Consider the following 14,913-nt stretch of genomic DNA (forward strand, 5'->3'; position numbering starts at 1 on the left):
GGACACTTCCCCGGTCGACCGTGGGTCGCCGGTGCGTCGCCCCGCCTCGCCCGTGCGTCGCCCGCACGTCCAGCCGCCAGGGAGTCCTCATGCCGTTGCCCGCCCCGCTGACCGGTGTCGTCCCGCCCCTGTGCACACCCCTGACACCGGAGGGCGAGGTGGACGTGGACTCGCTGCTGCGGCTGGTCGACCATCTCGTGGCGGCCGGGGTGCACGCGCTGTTCGTGCTCGGCACGACCTCGGAGGCGGCCTACCTGACGGACCGCCGGCGCCGGCTGGTGGTGGAGACGACCGTGGCGCACGTGGGCGGCCAGCTGCCGGTGCTGGCGGGGGCGATCGACATGACGACGCCCCGGGTGCTGGACCAGGTCGCGTCCGTCGCGGAGGCGGGCGCGGACGCGGTGGTGGTGATCTCGCCCTTCTACACCCGGACCCATCCGGCGGAGATCGCCCGCCACTACCGGCTGGTCGCCGCCGCGAGCCCGGTCCCCGTCCTCGCCTACGACCTGCCCGCCGCCGTCCACACCAAGCTCCCCGCGGACGTCGTCCTGGAGCTGGCCGCGGACGGGGTGCTGGCCGGGCTGAAGGACTCCAGCGGTGACCTGGCCGGCTTCCGCGAGGTCGTCGCCGGCGCCCGCTCCCGTCCCGGCTTCAGCGTCCTGACCGGCTCCGAGCTGCTCGTCGACGCGGCCCTCGCACTGGGCGCGCACGGGGCGGTCCCCGGCTTCGCCAACGTCGACCCGCACGCCTACGTCCGTCTCGACCGTCTGTGGCGTGCGGGCGACCTGGAGGCGGCGCGGGCCGAACAGGAGCGGCTGTGCGCCCTGTTCCGCATCGTGGGCGCCGGCGACCCGGCCCGGATGGGCGCGAGCTCGGCGGCGATCGGCGCGTTCAAGGCGGCGCTGCACCTCCAGGGCGTGATCGCCTGCCCGGCGACGGCGGAGCCCCAGGTGCCGCTGTCGCCGCCGGAGGTGGAGCGGGTGCAGCGGCATCTGATCGAGGCCGGGCTGCTCTGACCGCCGGGAGGGGGCCGGGGCGGGTCAGCCGGGGGTGCCGGCCGCCCCCGGTGTCACCAGCCCCGACTCGTGGGCCACGATGACCGTTTGGGCCCGGTCCCGGGCGCCCGGCTTGCCCATGAGTCGGGCCTCCCTTCGGCGCGGACGTCCGGTTGCGGCTTTCGGACTTCCGGCCCCGGCGGCGCGGATCGTCGCGCGTGAAGGCGGGTTCGGGGTACTGCGGCGGGCGGCCGGCCCGGTGGACCACTCCCCGGGGAGTATCAGGACGGGGTCCGTGCCGTGGCCAGCAGGCGGGTGACGTCGTCCGCGCGGAGCGTCAGCGCGGCGCCCACGGTGGCCAGGACCTCACGCTCGGCGGGGGTGTACGGGCCGTCGGCGAGGGCGATCCGGGCGCCCTGGAGCAGGATCGATTCGCGGCCGGCCGGGGCGAGGTGCGGAGCGAGCGGGTCGAGGGCCTCGTGGAGCTCTATGGCCAGGCCGGGGGCGCAGGGCGGGCCGTAGGAGCGGCCGGTGTCGGCGGCGAGGGCGTCGACGAGGGCGGCGAGCTGTTCACGCGTGCACTCCGGGAAGCCGGCCGCGCGCACCGCCACGGCCGCCGTCTCCAGGGACGTACGGGTGCAGCTGCCGCCCGCGGAGAGGACCGCGAGGGCGACGGTGTGGACGGCGTCGCGGAGCATGGCGGAGAAGCGGACGGTGGTGGGGTGGTCGAGGACGTCGGTGCCGAAGTGGCGCAGGCAGGAGACGCATTCGACGATCGGGCCGCTGGCGCCGCGCGGCAGCACGGGCAGGCCCAGCAGGGTGAGGCGGCGCCGGCCGGTCAGCCGCTGGTAGTTGCGGTCGCCGCCGCAGCCGGGGCAGAAGAACTCGCCGTCCCCGACGGGCGTCCACGCGGTGCGGGTGCCCAGGATGCGGGCCATCCCGCCGGCCCGGCCGTCTCGTCCCCGTCCTGGCAGCACGTCGCACCTCCGTCACCGCACGGCAACATCGCCGTGCGTCTGCGTGATGTTAGCCACATCACGCGGGCGGAGTCAGCACCCAGGACGAGACCTTTCCGTGACCTCCACGAAGGGATGGCCGATATACGACGGGCCCCGGCCGCCGTCACCGGCGGCCGGGGCCCCAAACTCCCCGTCAGGGTGATCAGCGGCTCGCGCGGTTGACGGCCGAGACGACCGCCTTCAGCGACGCACGCGTCGTGTTCGCGTCGATGCCGATGCCCCACAGGACCTTGTCGCCGATCGCGCACTCGATGTAGGAGGCGGCCAGCGCGGAGGCGCCCTCGCTCAGCGTGTGCTCCTGGTAGTCCAGCAGGCGTACGTCGACGCCGACGGACTCCAGGGCGTTGAAGAAGGCCGAGATCGGACCGTTGCCCGAGCCGGTCAGGACGGTGTCAGCGCCGTCGACGGTGGCCTCGACGGTGAGGCTGTCCACGCCGTCCGTGCCGGTGGTCGACTGGCCGGTCCTGACCTGGATGCGGCCCCACGGGTTCTCGGGGTTGGGCAGGTACTCGTCCTGGAAGGCCGCCCAGATGTCCTTCGGCGTGACCTCGCCGCCCTCGGCGTCCGTCTTCGCCTGGATGAGCCGGGAGAACTCGATCTGCATCCGGCGCGGCAGGTCCAGCTTGTGGTCGTTCTTCAGGACGTACGCGATACCGCCCTTGCCGGACTGCGAGTTGACTCGGATGACGGCCTCGTAGGAGCGGCCGACGTCCTTGGGGTCGATCGGCAGGTAGGGAACGGCCCACTCGATGTCGTCCACCGTCACACCCTTGGCGGCCGCGTCGGCCTCCAAGGCGTCGAAGCCCTTCTTGATGGCGTCCTGGTGGGAGCCGGAGAAGGACGTGTAGACCAGGTCGCCCACGTACGGGTGGCGCGGGTGGACCTCCATCTGGTTGCAGTACTCCCACGTACGACGGATCTCGTCGATGTCGGAGAAGTCGATCTGTGGGTCGACGCCCTGGGAGAACAGGTTCATGCCGAGGGTGACCAGGTCGACGTTGCCGGTGCGCTCGCCCTGCCCGAACAGGCAGCCCTCGACGCGGTCGGCGCCGGCCATCAGCGCCAGCTCGGCGGCGGCGACGGCGGTGCCGCGGTCGTTGTGGGGGTGGACCGACAGGCAGACGTGCTCGCGGCGGGAGAGGTTGCGGCCCATCCACTCGAAGCGGTCGGCGTGCGTGGAGGGCGTCGAACGCTCCACGGTGGCGGGCAGGTTGAGGATGATCTCGCGGCCCGGGCCGGGCTGCCAGACGTCCATGACCGCCTCGCAGACCTCCAGCGCGAAGTCCAGCTCGGTGTCGGTGAAGATCTCGGGGCTGTACTGGTAGCCGAACTCGGTCTCGGGGCCCAGCAGCTTCTCGGCGTACTCCATGACCAGCCGCGTGCCGTCGACGGCGATCTGCTTGATGTCGTCCTTGGAGCCGCGGAAGACGACCCGGCGGAAGACCGGCGCGGTGGCGTTGTACAGGTGGACGGTGGCCCGCCGGGCGCCCTTCAGGGACTCCACGGTCCGCTCGATCAGGTCCTCGCGGGCCTGGGTCAGCACGGAGATGGTGACATCGTCCGGGATCGCGCCCTCTTCCTCGATGATGGAGCGCACGAAGTCGAAGTCGGTCTGGCCGGAGGCCGGGAAGCCGACCTCGATCTCCTTGTAGCCCATCGCGACCAGCTGGTCGAACATCCGGCGCTTGCGCTCGGGCGACATGGGGTCGATCAGGGCCTGGTTGCCGTCGCGCAGGTCGGTGGAGAGCCAGCGGGGAGCGGCGGTGATCCGCTTCTCGGGCCAGGTCCGGTCGGGGAGGTCTACCTGCTCGTACCGGCCGTACTTGTGGACCGGCATGGTGCTGGGCTGCTGGCGGTTCGCCATGGTGCGGTGGCTCCTCTGGATGTCCGGAAGGACGGCCGACGACGCAACGCCAAGCTCCGCGGGGAGGGGGTCGGCCTCGACTACAGGCCCTCGCCGCGGCAGCTAAGGAGAAGCAGCCCGAAACGCATAGTGCTCCGCACTCTAGCCGAGCCGCATCAGGCACGCGGGCCTGTTCCAGTATGCGGGACCGCGGGGACGAACAGGGCAAAACGTGCGCCATACCACTCGGGGGTGCCGCCCGGGGTCCCATGTCACCGTTTTTCACCAATCATGGTTGCCACCAGTGACAGTTCCATCACACAGTGCAAGGGTGCCCGGCATGACGACTCACGGGGGCCTCGAGCCCGTCTTCTGCACCGTCGTACCGCCCCACGTCCTCGACCGGCTGGCCCACCACGACGACCCCGCGCTCTCCGGTCCCGCCCGGCGCACCCTGGTGCGCGACAGCGAGCTGCGCTCCCGCCGCCGGGTGACCACCGAGTTCCGGCTGGCCGCCGCCCCGGCCGCGAAGGCACCGTCGGACCAGCCGCTGCGCACGATCTACGACGCCCGCCACGGGACCGACCTGCCCGGCACCAAGGTCCGCGGCGAGGGCGAGGACCCCGGCCGCGACGCCACGGTCAACCGCGCCTACTCCGGGCTCGGCGCCACCTTCGAGCTCTTCCTCAAGGCCTACGGCCGCCACTCCATCGACGGCGACGGCCTGCCCCTGGACGCGACCGTCCACTACGACGAGGACTACAACAACGCCTTCTGGAACGGCGAGCAGATGGTGTTCGGCGACGGCGACGGCGAGATCTTCGTCGACTTCACCAACGCCGTCGACGTGATCGGCCACGAGCTGGCCCACGGCGTCACCCAGTACACGGCGAACCTCACCTACTACGGGCAGCCCGGCGCCCTCAACGAGTCGATGTCCGACGTGTTCGGCTCGCTCATCAAGCAGTACACGCTCGGCCAGACCGCCGGCGAGGCCGACTGGCTGATCGGCGCCGGACTCCTCGCCCCGAACGTGACCGGCCAGGCACTGCGCTCCATGAAGGCCCCGGGCACCGCCTACGACGACGACGTCCTCGGCAAGGACCCGCAGCCCGCCACCATGGACGACTACGTCCGCACCGGCCGCGACAACGGCGGCGTCCACATCAACTCCGGCATCCCCAACCACGCCTTCTACCTGGCCGCCACCGCCCTCGGCGGCTTCGCCTGGGAGAAGGCCGGCCAGATCTGGTACGACGTGCTGACCGGCGGCAAACTGTCGGAGCGGGCCCTGTTCACCGACTTCGCGAAACTGACCGCCAAGGCCGCCCGCCAGCGCTTCGGCGACGGGAGCGGGGAGCTCCGGGCCGTGCAGAAGGCGTGGGAACAGGTAGGGGTGCGGATCCTCTGACCGGTGGTGTTCCGGTGGGCGGCGCGCCCGTTTCGTACTAGACAGGACCCATGCGTATTCAGGTGAGGCGCACGGGCGGGTTCGCGGGCGTCGAGCGCCGGGCCGAGGTGGACACCGCGGGCCGGCCCGACGCCGAGGAGTGGCACGCCCTGGCGGACCAAGCGATCGCCGCCGGCCGGAACGTACCCCCCGTCGGGGTCCCGGACGGCTTCAGCTACCAGATCACCGTGGACGGCACGACGGTGTACGCCGCCGACCCCCGGCTCACACAGGAACAGCGGAGACTGATCTCCCGAGTACTGAAGGAGGGGGCGTGACCGGCCCTCCCGCGGGGGGTGATGGGCAGGCAGAGGCCGGGGCGGCTTGCGGCCAGAGGCCGGGGCGGGGCGACGGGCAGAGGCCGCGGGCGGGCTGACGGGCAGAGGCCGCGGGGCCGAGGCCCGGCCCCGTCTGGGGCCCGGGGCGCAGCCCCGAAGCCATGGCCACCACTCGGCCGACCGAGACGGGCGGGCGGGTGGGCGAGAAGCCCGCTCAGAAGCCCAGCTTCCGCAACTGCTTGGGGTCCCGCTGCCAGTCCTTCGCGACCTTCACGTGCAGGTCCAGGAAGACGGGCGTGCCCAGCAGCGCCTCGATCTGCTTGCGGGACTTGATGCCCACGTCCTTCAGCCGGCGGCCCTTCGGGCCGATGATGATGCCCTTCTGGCTGGGCCGCTCGATGTAGATGTTCGCGTGGATGTCGAGCAGCGGCTTGTCCGCCGGACGGTCCTCGCGCGGCAGCATCTCCTCCACGACCACCGCGATGGAGTGCGGCAGCTCGTCGCGCACGCCCTCCAGCGCCGCCTCGCGGATCAGCTCGGCCACCATCACCTGTTCGGGCTCGTCGGTGAGGTCGCCCTCGGGATAGAGCGGCGGGCTCTTCGGCAGCATCGGGATCAGCAGGTCCGCCAGCAGCTCGACCTGCCGGTCACCGACCGCCGAGACGGGCACGATCTCCGCCCACTCGATGCCCAGCTCCTTGCCGAGCTGGTCGATCGCGATCAGCTGCTCGGCCAGCGCCTTGCTGTCCACCAGGTCGGTCTTGGTGACGACCGCGACCTTCGGCGTCCGCTTGATCCCGGCCAGCTCCTTGGCGATGAAGCGGTCGCCGGGGCCGAGCTTCTGGTCGGCGGGCAGGCAGAAGCCGATCACGTCGACCTCGGCCCAGGTGGCGCGGACGACGTCGTTCAGCCGCTCGCCCAGCAGCGTGCGCGGCTTGTGCAGGCCCGGGGTGTCCACCAGGATCAGCTGGGCGTCGGGCCGGTGCACGATGCCCCGCACGGTGTGCCGGGTCGTCTGCGGACGGTTGGAGGTGATCGCCACCTTCTTTCCGACCAGAGCGTTCGTGAGGGTGGACTTGCCGGCGTTGGGGCGGCCCACGAAACAGGCGAAACCGGCCCGGTGGGCGGCCTCGGCCGGCTGTTCGGATGACTGGGTACGAACGCTCATGCCGCCCATTCTCCCTGATCCCCAAGACCGCGCCGCACCACCGCCCGAGCCCGTCACCGCGCGTGAGGTGACGGAAACCCGTACGCAACGAAACGTCACCGAAACACACCCGTACACATCCGGAAACGCGAGGCCGTGAATCTCGGACGAGCCCCCACCCCGTTGGAGACGACCGTGACCCTCGCCGCACCGATCGACACCGGCGACACCGCCTGGCTGCTCGCCGCCACCGCCCTCGTCCTGCTGATGACACCGGGCCTCGCCCTGTTCTACGGCGGCATGGTCCGTACGAAGAGCGTCCTCAACATGCTGATGATGAGCTTCGTGTCGATCGCGCTGGTCACGGTGGTGTGGCTGGCGGCCGGCTACTCCCTCGCCTTCGGTGACGACGCGGGCGGCGGCCTCATCGGCACCCTGGAACACGCCGGAATGGCCGGTCTCGGCCCGGACAGCGTCCAGGGGACCGTGCCCACCCTGCTCTTCGCCACCTTCCAGCTCACCTTCGCGATCCTGACGGCCGCCCTGGTCAGCGGCGCGATCGCGGACCGGGCCAAGTTCGCGGCCTGGCTGGTCTTCGTCCCCGTCTGGGCGCTCCTCGTATACGTTCCCGTGACCCACTGGGTGTGGGGCCCGGGCGGCTGGATCATGAGCCGGCTCGGCGCCCTCGACTTCGCCGGCGGCCTCCCCGTGGAGATCGTCTCGGGGGCCTCCGGTCTGGCGCTGTGCCTGGTCCTCGGCCCGCGCCTGGGGTTCAAGAAGGACGCGATGCGCCCGCACAACCTCCCCATGGTGATGCTGGGCGCGGGCCTGCTCTGGTTCGGCTGGTTCGGCTTCAACGCGGGCTCGGCCCTCGGCGCGAACGGCCTCGCGGCAGCCGCGTTCCTCAACACCCTCGCGGCGGGCTGCACCGGACTGCTCGGCTGGCTCTTCGTCGAGCAGAAGCGCGACGGGCACCCGACCACGCTGGGCGCGGCCTCGGGCGCCGTCGCCGGCCTGGTCGCGATCACGCCGTCCTGCGGCTCCGTCTCCCTGCTGGGCGCCCTGGTCGTCGGCCTCGCCGCCGGCGCCGTCTGCTCGTACGCGGTGAGCTGGAAGTTCAAGCTCAACTACGACGACTCCCTGGACGTCGTCGGCGTCCACCTGGTCGGCGGGATCATCGGCACCCTCCTCATCGGCGTCTTCGCGGTGGAGTCGATGACCGGCGGCCCGGAGGGCCTGCTGTACGGCGGCGGGCTCGCCCAGCTCGGCAAGCAGCTGGTGGCCGTCGCCGTCGTCGGGGCGTACGCCTTCCTCGTGACGTACGGCATCGGCAAGCTGCTCGACAAGACGATCGGGTTCCGCGCGGACGAGGAGCAGGAGCACACCGGCCTGGACCTTACGGTGCACGCCGAGACGGCATACGATCACGGCGTCCTGGGCCACGGTGCCCCGGTCGGCGCCCACTCCCTCTCCTCCGCCCAGAAGGCACAGACGCAGGCATGAAGCTCATCACCGCGATCGTCAAGCCGTACCGCCTCGACGAGGTCAAGACCGCCCTCCAGGAGATGGGCGTGCAGGGTCTGACCGTCACCGAGGCCAGCGGCTACGGCCGCCAGCGCGGCCACACCGAGGTGTACCGCGGCGCCGAATACCAGGTCGACCTGGTGCCGAAGGTCCGCATCGAGGTCGTCGTCGAGGACGCGGACGCCGACGCCGTGATCGACGCGATCGTCGGCGCCGCGCAGACGGGGAAGATCGGCGACGGGAAGGTGTGGGCCCTGCCGGTCGAGACGGTCGTGCGGGTGCGCACGGGCGAGCGCGGGCCCGACGCGCTCTGAGCCGACGCCCTCCGGGCGCACACGCGGGCTGACGCGCTCCGGGCCGCGGTCGCCTCAGCCCGCGGTCGCCCTCAGCCCGCGGACACGGTCAGCCGGACGGCGCCGTCGGGCCCGGCCACCAGCACGGGGGTGCCCGGACCGCCCAGGTCCGCGACGGCGGCCCGGTCCGCCTCGGACGCGGTGCCGGCCTCCGTCACGACCGCCGCCGCCTCCAGCGCCTTCGCCCCCGACGCCACCGCCATCGCCACCGCCGTCTGCACCGCGCTCAGCTTCAGCGACGGCAGGTCGACGGTCCCGGCGACATACGTACGGCCCGTCTCGTCCCGTACGGCGGCCCCCTCGGGCACGCCGTTGCGGGCCCGTGCCGAACGGGCCAGGGTGACGATCTTGCGGTCCTCGGGGTCGAGCGCGTTGGTGTCGGTCATGCCCCGAGCATACGAAAGCGGCGCGGCCGCCGTCCGGCCCCGGGGTGCCCCACGCCCCGCCGCCCGGTCAGGGGCGGTCGAGGCGGAGGCGTTCGGCGCGCGGCAGACCGGCGACGACCAGGTCGTACGAGTCCTCGATCAGCTCCCGGACCAGACGGTCCGGGAGGCCGCCGTCGGCGGTCACGGTGTTCCAGTGCCGCTTGTTCATGTGGTAGCCGGGGACGATGAGACCGGGGTGCTCGGCGCGCAGCCGGACGGCGTCCTCGGGGTCGCACTTGAGGTTGACGGTCAGGGGCCGCGCGTCGAGGTTCGTCAGGGCGAACAGCCTGCCCCGCACCTTGAAGACCGAGATCTCCGGCCGGAAGGGGAAGTCCTCCTCGGCCGCGGTGAAGGCCAGGCAGCGGGCGCGCAGCTCCTGCGGGGTCACTCCGGCTTCTCCCCGTCGCCGGCCACCGCCGGGGACACCGGCTCCACCAGCACCGTCACGATCTTGTTCCGGCGGCCGGCCGCGGCCTCCGCCGTCAGCCGCAGCTCGCGCCCGTCGGGCAGTTCGACGACGCTCGACGCCCCGGCGATCGGCACCCGGCCCAGCGCCTTGGCGAGGAGGCCGCCGACGGTCTCCACGTCCTCGTCGTCGTACTCCTCCAGGCCGTACAGCTCGCCGAGGTCGGTGATGTCGAGGCGGGCGGTGACCCGGTGGCGGTCCTCGCCGAGCTTCTCGACGGGCGGGAGTTCGCGGTCGTACTCGTCGGTGATCTCGCCGACGATCTCCTCGAGGATGTCCTCGATGGTGACGATGCCGGCGGTGCCGCCGTACTCGTCGATGACGACGGCGACGTGGTTGCGGTCCCGCTGCATCTCGCGCAGCAGGTCGCCGGCGTTCTTGGTGTCGGGCACGAAGGCGGCGGGCCGCATCGCCGTCGAGACGAGCTCGCTCTCCGCGTGGCGGCTGATGTGCGTCTTGCGGACCAGGTCCTTCAGGTAGACGATCCCGACGATGTCGTCCTCGCTCTCCCCGGTGACGGGTATGCGGGAGAAGCCGGAGCGCAGGGCGAGGGTGAGGGCCTGGCGGATGGTCTTGTAGCGCTCGATGACGATCAGGTCGGTGCGCGGGACCATCACCTCGCGGACGAGGGTGTCGCCCAGCTCGAAGACGGAGTGGACCATGCGCCGCTCGTCGTCCTCGATCAGCGACTCCTTCTCGGCGAGGTCGACCAGCGCGCGCAGTTCCGCCTCGGAGGCGAAGGGGCCGCGGCGGAAGCCCTTGCCGGGCGTGAGCGCGTTGCCGATGAGGATGAGCAGGGACGGGATCGGGCCCATGATCCGCGCGAGCGGCAGCAGGACGTAGGCGGCGGCCGTCGCCGTGTTCAGCGGGTGCTGGCGGCCGATGGTGCGCGGGGAGACGCCGACCGCGACGTAGGAGACGAGGACCATCACGCCGATCGCGGCCAGCAGGGCGGGGGCGGTGCCGTCGATCTCCCGCAGGCAGGCGTAGGTGACGAGCGCGGCGGCCGCCATCTCGCAGACCACGCGGACCAGCAGCGCCACGTTGAGGTAGCGGGTGGGGTCGGCGGCGACCTGGGCGAGCTTGGCGCTGCCGCGCCGCCCGCCGCGGACGGCCTCCTCGGCGCGGAAGCTGGAGACGCGCGCGAGGCCCGCCTCCGCACAGGCGGCGAGCCACGCGACGACGACCAGGGCGATCGCCCCGGCCACGAGGGTCACGCTCATGACACGGTCGGGGCCGGGGACGGGCCGGTCAGGCCCTTCTCCGCGCGCCAGCCGTCCACGATGGCCGCCTGGAGGCCGAACATCTCGGCCTTCTCGTCGGGCTCCTCGTGGTCGTAGCCCAGCAGGTGCAGCACGCCGTGGACGGTGAGCAGCTGGAGCTCCTCGTCCATGGAGTGCTTGGTCGGGGCCTCGGCTCCCTGCCGGGCGGCGACCTCCGGGCACAGCACGATGTCGCCCAGCAGGCCCTGCGGGGGCTCGTCGTCGTCCTTCGACGGCGGACGCAGCTCGTCCATCGGGAAGGACATGACGTCCGTCGGCCCCGGCAGGTCCATCCACTGGATGTGCAGTTGCTCCATGGCGTCGGCGTCCACGACGATCACCGAGAGCTCGGAGAGCGGGTGGATGCGCATCCGTGTCAGCGCGTAGCGGGCGATGTCGAGGATCGCCTGCTCGTCGACCTCGGTTCCGGACTCGTTGTTGACGTCGATCGACATGGTCGTGCTCGGTCTACTTCCCCTTGTGCCCGGACTGCCTGCCCCGGCCGCCCTTGTGGGTGCCGTTCTCGGTGCCGTGCGTGCTGTCGTACATCTCGTACGCGTCGACGATACGGCCCACCAGCTTGTGCCGGACGACGTCCTGGGACGACAGGCGCGAGAAATGCACGTCCTCCAGGCCCTCCAGGATGTCCTGGACCTGACGCAGACCGGACTTGGTGCCGTTGGGCAGGTCGACCTGGGTCACGTCACCCGTGATCACGATCTTGGAGTCGAAGCCGAGGCGGGTGAGGAACATCTTCATCTGCTCGGGGGAGGTGTTCTGGGCCTCGTCGAGGATGATGAAGGCGTCGTTGAGCGTGTTGTGCGTCAACAGGTGGTCCTGGGTGACATAGAGGGAGTCCTCGGCCGCCACCTGGATACAGACGGTCTCTTCCCTGCCCGCCGGCTCGATGCTGTCGATGAAGCGCGTGGGGCGTCCGCCGCCTCCGGCGGCATGGTACTTGTCACGCTTGCGGGCCAGCCGGAAGGGCTCGATGCCCTCGGGAAGGCGGATGTCGATGACGTGGGCGTCATACCGGTACGCCGCCTCCCGGCCCTTGGCGAGACCCGGCACACGGCCTTCCGCAGCCCTGCGACGGGTGTACGCGACTCCGCCCAGTGACTGCACCAGCGAGATCACGTCGTCGCGGAGCGGAATCGACGTCGTCGTGTACTGGATCCGGCAGGTGCGGTCCTTCTGAGTGACGGGACCACCGTCTGAGTCCAGCAGTCCCTGGAGGACGGCCAGTCGTACCTCGGCCGAATTGCGGAGATAGTCGTCCGGGACGAACTTCGTGTGCGAGCGCGTGCGCAGCAGATCCAGCTCGCGCAGAACACGCGTGACCGGGTTCTCCAAGGCGACCACGTCGCCTGAGCGTTTGATCCGGTGGAGAACGTAGTCCGGCCCGCTCTTGTGCCGCACCGCGACACCCGGCAGCACAGCTTCCAGCGCCTCGGCCAGTTCCGGGTCCTCCGTGGCGAAGGACGGCGTGGTGGAACCGGTGAGGCATCCGTCGCCCAGCAGCAGCCCCAGAGCGTAGGGATCCATCGGGACCTCTCGCTGCGGGAGACAGACCGGTGCGGTGAGCAGCGGGAGTTCGTACCGGCGTGCGTGTGCCGCACGCAGGTTGCCGATCATCTCCTGGGTCTCCAGGACCCGCCACGGCTTGTCACGGCGCTTGTCGTCGCGGGTCCTGACCGTCCACAGGTGCTCACCGCAGCAGAGTGTCCACGAGCCGTCCTGGGCGGTGACGCGGTAGACGTCCTTCTCACCTTGCGGATAGACACCGAGCACCGGGGTGGGCTCGCCGTTCGAGCCGATGACCCAGTCACCGACCTGGAGGTCGCCGATGGGGCGCCAGCCGTCCGGAGTCAGGACGTTCGTGAAGACAGGCTGCGCGCGGCCGCGCATGTAGGCCAGCGGCGCGACCTCGATGGTCCCCGCCGCCATCAGGCGCGGGATCGAGTCCGGGTCCAGCATGTCGTGCAGCGCGTCGTACAGCGGGCGCAGGTAGGGGTCGATCTTCTCGTAGAGGGTGCCGGGCAGGAAGCCCAGCCGCTCCCCCGCCTCGACCGCCGGACGGGTCAGGATGATGCGGTTGACCTGCTTGGACTGGAGGGCCTGGACCGCCTTGGCCATGGCCAGGTAGGTCTTGCCCGTGCCCGCGGGCCCGATGCCGAAGACGATCGTGTGCTTGTCGATCGCGTCGACGTACCGCTTCTGGTTCAGGGTCTTGGGGCGGATGGTGCGGCCACGCGAGGACAGGATGTTCTGCGTCAGTACCTCGGCCGGGGTCTCTTGGCCGTCGCTCGTCCCGTTCTCGCTCGCCCGCAGCATGGCGATCGAGCGTTCCACTGCGTCCTCCGTCATCGGCTGCCCGGTGCGGAGCACCAGCATCATCTCGTCGAACAGGCGCTGGATCATGGCGACTTCCCGCGGGTCGCCGACCGCGCTGACCTCATTGCCCCGGACGTGGATGTCGGCCGCCGGGAAAGCCGTCTCGATCACGCGCAGGAGGGAGTCGCCGGATCCCAGCACGGTCACCATGGGGTGCTGGGCGGGAACGGTGAACTGTGCTCTCGCCTTGCCCTGCGCGGGCGTGTGAGCTGTGGGTGTCTGAGTCATAGGCCGGCCCGAAGGCCTCTACGTCCCTCCCGGATGCGTCTCGCCCGCCACGAGGGCGGCCTGGCGAGTTCAAGGGTACGCCAGGGGGCTGACAACACCGTAGGGCTTTTCATACGGACAGCCTCTGTGCGGACGGCTTCCGCGCGGACAGCCTCTGTGCGGACGGCTTCCGCGCGGACAGCCTCTGTGCGGACGGCTTCCGCGCGGACGGTGTACGGACGGCTTCTATGCCGAGCGGCGGAAGCCGATCGTCGGGACCGCCCGGCGCAGCGGCCAGGGTGCCGCCTCCTCATGCGGGAGCAGGGCCTCCAGGAAGGCGTACCGGCGCAGCGCGCCGGGGTCCTGGCCCTCGACCGACTGCACCCTGCGCCACCAGGCGGCGATCTCGGACCAGCCGGGGGCCGAGAGGGAGCCGCCGAACTCCTGGACGGAAAGCGCGGCGGTGAGTCCGGCGAAGGCGAGGCGGTCGGCGAGCGGCCATCCCGCGAGGGTGCCGGTGACGAAGCCGGCCACGAAGACGTCCCCCGCGCCGGTGGGGTCCAGGGCCTCCACGGCGATCGCCGGGACCTCGGCGGTCTCGCCCGTCCGGCGGTCCACCGCGTAGGCGCCGTCCGCGCCGAGGGTGACGACCGCGAGCGGTACGTGCTCGGTGAGGGCGTGGGCCGCGGCGCGCGGGCAGGCCGCACCGGTGTAGCGCATGGCCTCCTCGGCGTTCGGCAGGAAGGCCTCGCAGTGCTTCAGGTCGGCCAGGCCAGCGAGGTCCCAGGCGCCGGTGTCGTCCCAGCCGACGTCGGCGAATACCCGGGTGCCGCGGCTCGCGGCCTGGGCGATCCAGGGGGCGCGCTCGCCGGGGGTGAGGGAGGCCACGGCGGCCCGGGCGAACGGAGGGTGCGCGGGGGCGGGTTCCTCGGGGGGCGGCTCGTGGCCGTGGGAGACCATCGTGCGTTCCCCCTCGTAGGCCATGGAGACGGTGACCGGGGAGTGCCAGCCGGGGACGGTGCGCGAGGCCGTCAGGTCGATGCCCTCGCCCTGTTCGAGGGCGTCCCAGCAGTACTCGCCGTAGTGGTCGTCGCCGAACGCGGCGGCGAGGGAGGTGCGCAGGCCCAGGCGGGCCAGGGCGGTGGCCATGTTGGCGACGCCGCCGGGGCTCGACCCCATCCCGCGGGCCCAGGACTCGGTCCCGCGCACCGGGGCGGAGTCGAGCCCGGTGAAGACGATGTCGAGGAAGACGGTGCCGGTCAGGTAGACGTCCCGGGGCGGGTCGTCGGGGGCGCGCTGGGCGGCCAGGGGGTCGACCCGGGCGGCCTGGCGGTTGGGGTGGTGGTGTCCCTCTCCGGTGGACGTGGTGGACGCGGTCACGGTGCGCTCCCTGGCGTGGTGCGGATCTGGCCAGTGTGCACCACGCCGGTGGCGACACGCCGTGCGTCACACGGACGGGGAGCGCGTGGGGGAACGCTTCCGGAAGCGTGTCGGGAAGCGTGTCGGGAGGGGTGGCGGCGTCGGGGAGTGGTGGCGGGGAGCTGTGGCGT

Annotated in this window: 14 protein-coding genes and 1 pseudogene; 5 read left to right on the plus strand and 10 right to left on the minus strand. The window is 71.7% G+C overall.

What is annotated here, in order from left to right:
• Positions 1–89 precede the first annotated feature (89 nt).
• Positions 90–1,016, plus strand: coding sequence for a dihydrodipicolinate synthase family protein (locus ACFV9M_RS01605; protein ID WP_385069719.1), 927 nt, complete (start codon positions 90–92; stop codon positions 1,014–1,016).
• Between the two features lie 24 nt (positions 1,017–1,040).
• On the opposite strand, the pseudogene ACFV9M_RS01610 reads toward ACFV9M_RS01605, so the two are convergent.
• The 3 genes and pseudogenes from ACFV9M_RS01610 to leuA form a co-directional block, all read right to left on the minus strand.
• A pseudogene (locus ACFV9M_RS01610) lies at positions 1,041–1,145 on the minus strand (DNA-binding response regulator); the annotation flags it as partial.
• A gap of 131 nt (positions 1,146–1,276) precedes the next feature.
• A complete protein-coding gene (locus ACFV9M_RS01615) occupies positions 1,277–1,972 on the minus strand; it encodes a TerB family tellurite resistance protein (RefSeq protein ID WP_385069718.1) in 696 nt (231 codons plus the stop codon).
• 184 nt (positions 1,973–2,156) lie between these two features.
• Positions 2,157–3,878: a 2-isopropylmalate synthase gene (gene leuA / locus ACFV9M_RS01620; RefSeq protein ID WP_385065030.1), complete on the minus strand. Its 1,722-nt coding sequence runs from the start codon at positions 3,876–3,878 to the stop codon at positions 2,157–2,159.
• Between the two features lie 319 nt (positions 3,879–4,197).
• Between leuA and ACFV9M_RS01625 the strand changes: the two genes are divergently transcribed.
• Positions 4,198–5,268 carry a M4 family metallopeptidase gene (locus ACFV9M_RS01625; RefSeq protein WP_385065032.1) on the plus strand — a complete coding sequence of 357 codons (1,071 nt, stop codon included), beginning with the start codon at positions 4,198–4,200 and terminating at the stop codon, positions 5,266–5,268.
• Positions 5,269–5,318: 50 nt separating this feature from the next.
• Positions 5,319–5,585, plus strand: a complete 267-nt coding sequence (locus ACFV9M_RS01630) for a protealysin inhibitor emfourin (RefSeq protein WP_385065034.1) — start codon at positions 5,319–5,321, stop codon at positions 5,583–5,585.
• Between the two features lie 214 nt (positions 5,586–5,799).
• Here ACFV9M_RS01630 and era read toward each other — a convergent pair whose 3' ends face one another.
• A complete protein-coding gene (gene era / locus ACFV9M_RS01635; RefSeq protein ID WP_385065037.1) occupies positions 5,800–6,753 on the minus strand; it encodes a GTPase Era in 954 nt (317 codons plus the stop codon).
• 162 nt (positions 6,754–6,915) lie between these two features.
• Between era and ACFV9M_RS01640 the strand changes: the two genes are divergently transcribed.
• On the plus strand, positions 6,916–8,235 hold the full coding sequence (locus tag ACFV9M_RS01640; RefSeq protein ID WP_385065303.1) for an ammonium transporter: 1,320 nt from the start codon (positions 6,916–6,918) through the stop codon (positions 8,233–8,235).
• Complete coding sequence (locus tag ACFV9M_RS01645; RefSeq protein ID WP_385065040.1) at positions 8,232–8,570, plus strand: P-II family nitrogen regulator; 339 nt, start codon at positions 8,232–8,234, stop codon at positions 8,568–8,570. The genes ACFV9M_RS01640 and ACFV9M_RS01645 overlap by 4 nt, the downstream gene beginning before the upstream one ends.
• Before the next feature lie 71 nt (positions 8,571–8,641).
• On the opposite strand, the gene ACFV9M_RS01650 is transcribed toward ACFV9M_RS01645, so the two are convergent.
• From ACFV9M_RS01650 to ACFV9M_RS01675, 6 genes are all read right to left on the minus strand, one after another.
• Positions 8,642–8,995, minus strand: coding sequence for a cytidine deaminase (locus tag ACFV9M_RS01650; RefSeq protein WP_385065042.1), 354 nt, complete (start codon positions 8,993–8,995; stop codon positions 8,642–8,644).
• Positions 8,996–9,062: 67 nt separating this feature from the next.
• The gene (locus ACFV9M_RS01655) at positions 9,063–9,422 is read right to left on the minus strand and encodes an MmcQ/YjbR family DNA-binding protein (protein ID WP_385065044.1); all 360 of its coding nucleotides are present in this window, start codon (positions 9,420–9,422) and stop codon (positions 9,063–9,065) included.
• Positions 9,419–10,723 (minus strand): hemolysin family protein, encoded by a 1,305-nt coding sequence (locus tag ACFV9M_RS01660; RefSeq protein ID WP_385065047.1) that lies wholly within the window; start codon positions 10,721–10,723, stop codon positions 9,419–9,421. The genes ACFV9M_RS01655 and ACFV9M_RS01660 overlap by 4 nt, the downstream gene beginning before the upstream one ends.
• Positions 10,720–11,217, minus strand: a complete 498-nt coding sequence (gene ybeY, locus ACFV9M_RS01665) for an rRNA maturation RNase YbeY (RefSeq protein WP_385065049.1) — start codon at positions 11,215–11,217, stop codon at positions 10,720–10,722. Before ybeY ends, ACFV9M_RS01660 begins: the two co-directional genes overlap by 4 nt.
• Before the next feature lie 13 nt (positions 11,218–11,230).
• Complete coding sequence (locus ACFV9M_RS01670; RefSeq protein WP_385065051.1) at positions 11,231–13,384, minus strand: PhoH family protein; 2,154 nt, start codon at positions 13,382–13,384, stop codon at positions 11,231–11,233.
• Between the two features lie 225 nt (positions 13,385–13,609).
• Positions 13,610–14,743, minus strand: a complete 1,134-nt coding sequence (locus ACFV9M_RS01675; protein ID WP_385065054.1) for a carbohydrate kinase family protein — start codon at positions 14,741–14,743, stop codon at positions 13,610–13,612.
• Between the last annotated feature and the right edge of the window lie 170 nt (positions 14,744–14,913).

The sequence above is a fragment of the Streptomyces sp. NPDC059895 genome (assembly GCF_042731035.1).
Taxonomy (GTDB): Bacteria; Actinomycetota; Actinomycetes; order Streptomycetales; family Streptomycetaceae; genus Streptomyces.

What these genes read in the sequence shown, in the direction of transcription:
- ACFV9M_RS01605 (WP_385069719.1), top strand. Translation starts at nt 90, where the DNA reads ATGCCGTTGCCCGCCCCGCTGACCGGTGTCGTCCCGCCCCTGTGCACA.
- leuA (WP_385065030.1), bottom strand. Translation starts at nt 3,878, where the DNA reads ATGGCGAACCGCCAGCAGCCCAGCACCATGCCGGTCCACAAGTACGGC.
- ACFV9M_RS01625 (WP_385065032.1), top strand. Translation starts at nt 4,198, where the DNA reads ATGACGACTCACGGGGGCCTCGAGCCCGTCTTCTGCACCGTCGTACCG.
- ACFV9M_RS01630 (WP_385065034.1), top strand. Translation starts at nt 5,319, where the DNA reads ATGCGTATTCAGGTGAGGCGCACGGGCGGGTTCGCGGGCGTCGAGCGC.
- era (WP_385065037.1), bottom strand. Translation starts at nt 6,753, where the DNA reads ATGAGCGTTCGTACCCAGTCATCCGAACAGCCGGCCGAGGCCGCCCAC.
- ACFV9M_RS01645 (WP_385065040.1), top strand. Translation starts at nt 8,232, where the DNA reads ATGAAGCTCATCACCGCGATCGTCAAGCCGTACCGCCTCGACGAGGTC.
- ACFV9M_RS01650 (WP_385065042.1), bottom strand. Translation starts at nt 8,995, where the DNA reads ATGACCGACACCAACGCGCTCGACCCCGAGGACCGCAAGATCGTCACC.
- ACFV9M_RS01660 (WP_385065047.1), bottom strand. Translation starts at nt 10,723, where the DNA reads ATGAGCGTGACCCTCGTGGCCGGGGCGATCGCCCTGGTCGTCGTCGCG.
- ybeY (WP_385065049.1), bottom strand. Translation starts at nt 11,217, where the DNA reads ATGTCGATCGACGTCAACAACGAGTCCGGAACCGAGGTCGACGAGCAG.
- ACFV9M_RS01670 (WP_385065051.1), bottom strand. Translation starts at nt 13,384, where the DNA reads ATGACTCAGACACCCACAGCTCACACGCCCGCGCAGGGCAAGGCGAGA.